This is a genomic window from Microcystis sp. M49636_WE2 (assembly GCF_030065375.1).
GTDB classification, from domain to species: Bacteria; Cyanobacteriota; Cyanobacteriia; order Cyanobacteriales; family Microcystaceae; genus Microcystis; species Microcystis aeruginosa_C.
The window spans coordinates 1-7320 of the sequence record NZ_JASJFG010001079.1 but is presented as its reverse complement, the minus strand read 5'-3'; the positions used below and the strand labels follow the sequence as shown (position 1 = coordinate 7320).

Annotated in this window: 8 protein-coding genes; 3 read left to right on the top strand and 5 right to left on the bottom strand. The window is 42.7% G+C overall.

Annotated elements, in window-relative coordinates:
• A partial coding sequence (locus tag PX484_RS25055; protein ID WP_288106104.1) for a DUF29 family protein occupies positions 1-150 on the top strand: 150 nt, incomplete at its 5' end.
• Between the two features lie 170 nt (positions 151-320).
• Here the strand turns inward: PX484_RS25055 and PX484_RS25050 are convergent.
• From PX484_RS25050 to era, 5 genes are all read right to left on the bottom strand, one after another.
• Entirely contained in the window at positions 321-596 is a 276-nt protein-coding gene (locus tag PX484_RS25050; protein ID WP_043999947.1) for a MoaD/ThiS family protein, read from the bottom strand.
• 106 nt (positions 597-702) lie between these two features.
• Complete coding sequence (thrC, locus tag PX484_RS25045) at positions 703-2007, bottom strand: threonine synthase (RefSeq protein WP_002750866.1); 1305 nt, start codon at positions 2005-2007, stop codon at positions 703-705.
• A 785-nt stretch (positions 2008-2792) separates the two neighbouring features.
• A complete protein-coding gene (gene rsmD, locus PX484_RS25040) occupies positions 2793-3338 on the bottom strand; it encodes a 16S rRNA (guanine(966)-N(2))-methyltransferase RsmD (protein ID WP_287768183.1) in 546 nt (181 codons plus the stop codon).
• Between the two features lie 3 nt (positions 3339-3341).
• A complete protein-coding gene (locus PX484_RS25035; RefSeq protein WP_287664235.1) occupies positions 3342-4019 on the bottom strand; it encodes a uracil-DNA glycosylase family protein in 678 nt (225 codons plus the stop codon).
• 197 nt (positions 4020-4216) lie between these two features.
• Positions 4217-5173 carry a GTPase Era gene (era, locus tag PX484_RS25030; RefSeq protein ID WP_004163584.1) on the bottom strand — a complete coding sequence of 319 codons (957 nt, stop codon included), beginning with the start codon at positions 5171-5173 and terminating at the stop codon, positions 4217-4219.
• A gap of 35 nt (positions 5174-5208) precedes the next feature.
• On the opposite strand from era, the gene PX484_RS25025 reads away from it, so the two are divergent.
• Entirely contained in the window at positions 5209-5976 is a 768-nt protein-coding gene (locus PX484_RS25025) for a DUF6816 family protein (protein WP_004163583.1), read from the top strand.
• Positions 5977-6207: 231 nt separating this feature from the next.
• Positions 6208-7194, top strand: coding sequence for a serine/threonine protein kinase (locus PX484_RS25020; RefSeq protein ID WP_287768178.1), 987 nt, complete (start codon positions 6208-6210; stop codon positions 7192-7194).
• Positions 7195-7320 lie beyond the last annotated feature (126 nt).

Sequence of the window (7320 nt, the reverse complement as noted above, 5' to 3'; positions counted from 1 at the left end):
GAGGAAGCTTATCCAGATGCTCGTCAAGTGGCAATTAAGGAAGGGAAACTTGCTCAATTTGGTGTTCGGATTCCCCCAGAAAATGATTATCCTCAAATTTGTCCTTTCTTGCCAGAGCAAATCTTAGATGAGAACTTCTATGGCAATTGACCAAATGTGTCTCAGCTTATAATAATATGAACAACCACAAAGGCACAAAGGACACAAAGATTAGGTTTTTCTGGCAAACCTAACTAAAACTTACCTGAAGAAAAGCCCCCAGAAAACATCACTTTCTAGGGGTTTAATTACAATTGACGGAAAACAAACTTATGGGGAGGTTAACCTCCAGCCACCGCAGGAACGATACTGACTTCATCGCCATCTTTTAAGGGGGTTTTTGTCCCATCGAGGAAGCGAATATCTTCACTGTTGACGTAGAAATTTAAAAAGCGCCGGGGTGCGCCCTCTTCATCGCATAAGCGGGCCTTAATACCGGGGAAACTTGCTTCTAAGGATTCGATTAAATCACCGACATTACTAGCACTACACTCGACGGTAGCCTTATTTTTTGTAAGTTGTTGCAGGGGAGTGGGAACGAGAACTTTTACGGCCATAGATATCAAGGAAAAAGTGGAAAGGACAGTAAGCTGCGCGCAAATTTAAATTGCTTGTGGAGATGAGGCAAGGGGATAATTGCCCCATCATCCCCGAACATCAATTCTAGACGAGAACCTGTTGCCATTCGAGGCGTTCGAGGGTGCGGGAACGTTCCAGGGCCCGTTCAAAGCTTTCTAATTTCGGTTCGATTAACAGGGGTTCACCGATATAACCCTGTACCGCTTCTTGGGTTTTTAGACCATTACCAGTGATATAAACGACCGTGGTTTCTTCGGGGTCGATTTTACCCGCTTCTACTAATTTTTTCAAGACAGCGATAGTCGTACCGCCTGCGGTTTCTGTGAAAATGCCTTCCGTTTCTGCCAAAAGTTTAATACCTTCGATAATTTCGGCATCGGTGACGGATTCAATATTACCGCCAGTTTTACGCGCAATATCAAGGGCATAAACACCATCGGCGGGATTACCAATAGCGATCGATTTGGCGATAGTATTGGGTTTAACTGGGGCGACAAAATCCCGTCCTTCCTTGAAAGCTTGGGCAATGGGGGAACAACCCTCCGCTTGAGCGCCACTAAAACGCACTGCTTTATCTGCCACCAAACCGACTTTGACGAATTCTTGGAAGCCTTTATAAATCTTGGTAAAGAGGGAACCACTGGCTAAAGGTGCGACAATATGGTCGGGGAGTTTCCAGCCTAATTGTTCAGCCACTTCAAAGCCTAAAGTTTTGGAACCTTCGGAATAGTAGGGACGCAGATTGATGTTGACAAAACCCCAACCGTAGGTATTGCCCACTTCTGAACAGAGACGGTTAACTTGATCGTAGTTGCCTTTAACTGCCATGACCGTGGGATTATAGATTAGGGTGCCGAGAATTTTACCCGCTTCTAAGTCGGAGGGAATGAAAACACAACAGTCTAAACCGGCGTGAGCGGCAATAGCGGCGGTGGAATTGGCGAGATTTCCCGTACTAGCACAGGAAACGGTAGTAAAACCTAATTCTTTGGCCCGGGTAAGGGCGACGGATACCACTCTATCTTTGAAGCTGAGAGTGGGCATATTGACGGCATCATTTTTAATGTAGAGATTTTTTAGACCCAAGCGCCGAGCTAAACGGTGGGATTTAACTAGGGGAGTCATACCCGTACCCACATCGATGGGATTTTCACTTTCCACTGGCAAAAAGGAACGATAGCGCCAGATGGAATTTGGACCTGCTTGAATGCTTTCTCTGGTAACGGTGCGACGGATGAGGTCGTAATCGTAGTCCACTTCTAGGGGGGCAAAGGTTTCTTCGCAGATATTCAGCGCTTTCAGGGGGTAAGAAGTCCCTCCTTCCTTAGAAACCAAGCGGGTAAAGGTGGGGATGAATTTTGAGGTTTTGATGTTTGTCGCTAGGGTCATGATTTTCCTGTCTTGCCGTCAACTGAATCTACACACATCCTATCACCGGCAAAATCTTGGTGTCAAATATACCCGACTATTTTTGTCGGGTATAAATTTATACAAAAACTAGGTAATATTCTGGGGAGCAGCAAGGGTTAAGGGGAGAGAGTTCGGCTGCCGTGTCAGGAAACTTCGGGGTAGTTTTAGGTCAAAAAAAGGACTAGGAGAAGGGATTTAAGTTTTTTAGGAGGTTACAGCCTATTTACTGCTAATTTTATCGAAATAAACCCTAATTTTTCTTTAAATAGCCTAAAAAGGGGGGCGATTAACTGCGGTTGCCAGAAAGTTTCTCGCTTTACTCAGGATAATTGTCAAGAAAAGTGACAAATTATGTGATTTTGTTGAGAAATAATAATTTTTCGGCTCTCCTCGACACCTATAGGTGAGCAGCAGAAGTTATTCAAAGAGGGCGAATGCAATTCGCCCCTACAATAATATGATTGCGCCAATGGTAAGGGCGCATCGCGTGCGCCCAAAATGTCATCTAGATATTTCGACCAAATTGAGATGCACCCAAATTATCCCTATTCTTCTTCCTTCCACACAAAAACCAGAAGAGCCATTTTTCTGGGCTGCCAAATAAAATTGACCATTTCTTGCGGCAGTACCCAGATTTCCCATTCTCCGCTTGTAATAAGTAGGGTCTGCTGAAAAAGTTTGTTGGTGGGGTTAGGAGACAGGAGACAGGAGATTATTTTTATTTATTCTCCCTTCTCCCCACTTCATAATTCATAATTCATAATTCATAATTCATCTGCTTTTTGATAAAAAGTTAACGTAGTATTGCCGTAGCGTTTTTGACGACAAATGGTTAAACCTTCTAGATTAATTGCTTGCCAAGATTTGGGATTATGTTCCACGGCAATTTCCCCCAGAGAATCTAATAAATTAGATTGAGAGATGGCAGTTAGTACCGGTAAATATAACCCGCTTTCGTAGGGAGGGTCAAAATAAATTAAATCAAAACTTTTCCCCGCTAAAGTGGCTAACTTTGTCAGTACATCCCCCCGAATTACTTGAAATTGCTGGGGAGAAGTTGCTAAATTGCGCCAATTTTCCTTGATAATTTCGCCAGCGCGTCCTGATTGTTCAATTCCGATTACTAGACTCGCACCTCGACATAAAGCTTCCGCACCCATGGAACCATTACCCGCACAAAGATCCAACCAACGACAGCCGGATAATTTCTGTTGCCAGATATTAAATAAAGCTTCTCGCACCCTTGCTGTCGTCGGACGGGTTAATTGTCCTGCTAGGGTTTTTATGGGACGATTGCCGTAAATTCTCATCGGTTAAAAGGCAAATTCAGTTAATCTTTTTTGTAATAAATCAGGAAAAAGAGCATAGTATCTTTGATTGAGAGGAGAGGGATGGGGGAGAGGCAATAAAGTCACTTCCTTTTGCTGTTTTAATCCCTGTTCATCGGTAGCGGTAAGGGTAACTAGCAGTTTTTTAGTAAAGCGTTCTTTATCAAGATAGAATTTATCTACTTCTCTGGGTTTACCGTAGGGTTCAAACCATTTAAAAGCTTCCGTGCCAAGGGGAATGATATGATCACCTTGCCAATAAAAAACGAGCAGTTTTTCTATAAATGGACGAAAACGATCTTTCACTTCCCCAGAATAAGCTTTATTACCAGGCGGTTTGTAGGGAACTGTATTAGTTAGGAAAATTCGATCGCACACCGATAATAACTCTTGACGATCATGGGATTTTCTCCCCTGCCAAGCTTGAAAAAATCCCTCTCTTACCATTCTACCGGCAGCCCCGATCAAAGGTTGTCCCGCATACACTTCATCTCGTCCTAAATCCCGGCCAAAAAAGCATAACTGACTAGCAAGATTACCAGCATACAAAACCGGTTCAAGGGGGTCTTTTTTTGCCTCTTGGTAAATCAGGGTATCGATGGGAAAATCCTCTTTTTTTGCCTCTTGGTGTACCTGTTTGATTAGGTTTGTAATATCGGCCATTATTCCAGAAATCAGTTATTAGTGGTTCTCCATTCTACTACAAAAGTGAAAATTATCAGCCGTCAGTCTTCAGAAGTCGGTCTTCAGAAGTCAGGAGATTATTTTTATTTTTTCTCCCCACTTCATAATTCATAATTCCCTCTTCCCGCTCACCAATTCATAATTGATAATTCATAATTCATAATTCCCCGCTCCCTTCACTCCTCGGTGCGATAGCCAAATTCTGCTAAAAGTGAGCGAGATTGTCGCCATTTCGGTTCTACCTTCACAAATAATTTTAAATATACCTCCCCAGCGATTAACTTTTGAATAGCCGATCGCGCGGAAGAGCCGATCGCTTTTAACATACTGCCATTTTTACCGATGACGATCCCTTTTTGGGAAGCTCGTTCCACGTTAATGGCGGCAAAAACCTTGGTTAAAGCGGGAGTTTCCTCGACGCGTTCAATCACCACCGCCACAGAATGGGGAACTTCCTGACGAGTTTGCAGTAAAATCTGTTCGCGGATTAATTCGCCCATAATAAACCTTTCTGGTTGATCGGTGACTAAATCGGGGGGATAGTAATAGGGACCGACTTCGAGGAAATCAATTAACAGATTTTGTAATTCTTCGATTCCCGTCCCCTCCAGTGCCGAAAACTTGAGCAGAGGCCAGTTATTTTCCGCCGCTAAGGTGCGATAACTATCGTCGATAGGCTCCGGGGCTTCCGGTTGCTGATCGGCTTTATTTAGCCCTAAAATCGTGGGAGTTTGGTTTTTAGTCAGTAAATCGGCAATATAGCGATCGCCATTGCCCAAAAAATTACTACTATCGACAACAAATAAAACTAAATCTACAGAATTTATGGCGTTTTCAGCATTTTTAACTAAAACTTTGCCTAATTCGTGATGGGGTTTGTGAATGCCGGGGGTATCGACAAAAATCATCTGGGAGCGCTCGTCGGTGACAATGCCGCGCAAACGGTTGCGGGTAGTTTGAGCGATGGGGGAAGTAATGGCGATTTTTTGTCCCACTAATTGATTCATCAGGGTGGATTTGCCCACATTAGGACGACCAATAATGCCAATAAAACCGGATTTAAAACCGGTCGGTGCGATGGGAATTACTGCCGAATCGAGATTAAAGGCTTGGGAGTTGATCAAATCGTTCATAATTAAAGAATATTACTTAAAAAATATTTTTACCCATGCAAAGGATAATTTTGTTCTTGTTAGTATTAATTCTAGGCTGTAGTAACCATTTAGAATTATCTATAGCGGGAAATTTAAGCGATCGCTTAACTAATTATCCTCGCTGGATGACTAAACCAGTGGTTAGTTTTGCCAGTGGAGATTTAGTTTATCCCGATTGGATGGTAGGCAATTGGACTGTCACCAGTACCCTAATCGATTTAACCGCTCCTCTTTCTCCCCAGATTATCACACCTGGTTTTGAAAGTAATCGTCGTTACCTAGAAAAATCGATCGAGTTTCCGGTGAGATTCATCGAGAAAGCTATTTCCAGACCGATAAATGCTGCCTTTTTATCCACTATTATCAGTAAACCATCAATTGTGGCCGATCGATCCTTTAATGGTTTAGCAATTAGTCGCGCCTATTTAGGTAATCAATCGGTATTATCGGTAAAAACTGACCCTAATAATCCCAATCGTCAGATTACCTTTTTACGCGGCGCTCATCAACTAATTTCCACCGTAATTGCCAGAAATAGCGAAACTCCTAGCCAAAATCAATTTATTGCCACGGAAATCAGTCAACAAATTTTCCGGGGAGAAACCAACACTTATCTTAATGAGGTGGAAACCACCACCGCCTATCAGTTATTATCTCCTAATAAAATTCTAGGCGATCAGGTGACAGCCATTTATCTTTCCCCCCAATCCCCGGATTTTTTCCAAGCGCCGAATCGTCCTGTGGCTTTGTATCGTTATCGCTTAGAATTGCTGAAAGATTAATAGAAATCCTGTAAAAATCAAAAATCTTCCCTTAGATGAGGAGACAGGAGGAGAAAAAAGACAAGAGATAATCCTAGCCATAAAACCTAAGATTAGGTCAAATTTATCTAATTGGGTCGCCAGTCGCCGGTCGCCGGTCGTTAACACCACATTAGGTTATACTTCTGGGAAAATGACATCGCTATTAAAATAAGTTTAATTAATGTTTGTGAGCAGAGGAGCTAGGAGTTAATGGTTTGGGATCTGGGCAAGAAAATTAAAGATGGCCAGTACAGGATTCAGGAAGTATTGGGTGAAGGAAGATTTGGCATTACCTATCGAGCCAGCGATCGCAATGGTGATTCAGTGGTGATCAAAACGCCGAGGGATGTGGGTTTTAAATTGTGGGAGTCTGAGCGTTTACAGAAACTTTTTTGGCAGGAAGCGAGTAAATTAAAAGGTTGTGATCATCCTCATATCGTGCGAGTTAAAGAGTTATTTTCAGAGGGTAAAGCTAACTGCATGGTTATGGAATATATTGATGGGACGACCTTAGATCGGCGATCAACAAAAATTTTACCAGAAAAAGAAGCCTTACGCTACATTGAGCAGATTGGACAGGCTTTAATGGTGGTACATAGTCGCCGTTTTCTGCATCGAGATATTCGACCGGGTAACATTATGATTCGGACTGGTAAACCAGAAGCGGTCTTAATTGATTTTGGTTTAGCCTTAGATTTTGATGAGGAATTAACCAAAACTCGTACCCAGGAATTAGCCTCAGGTTTTGCGCCTATTGAGTGTTATTCTCGTGATGCTAAACGCGGAGCTTTTACCGATATTTATAGTTTAGGAGCCGTGTTATACGAGCTTTTAACGGGTAAAATTCCAGTGAATGCGATGACTCGAAAAATTGATCATCAGCCTTTAATTGAGCCGAAAACCTACAATTCAGAAATCAGCCCTAATATCAACAAAGCAATTCTTTGGGCATTGGAATTAGACATAGATAAACGTCCTCAGTCAGTGCAAGCATGGTTTAAGGATTTAGGTTTGTCTATTCCCAAACCAGAACAATTTAAAATATCTCAACCCATTGTTATTAATTGGACATTAGTGTGGGCTGGTGTCGCGGCGATTGCTACTTTATTAACGGCTTTAGGTGTACCAGAATTGATGAAGCAAAAGTTTACACCTCAACCAACTCCGACAGGTTCTCCCCCATCTTCTCCTAAGTAGGTAGGCGTTAAAAATTATCAAATGCCCCCCTTATCAAGGGGGGATCAAGGGGGGATCAAACCCCCCTTATCAAGGGGGGATCAAGGGGGGATCAAACCCCCCTTATCAAGGGGGGATCAAGGGGGG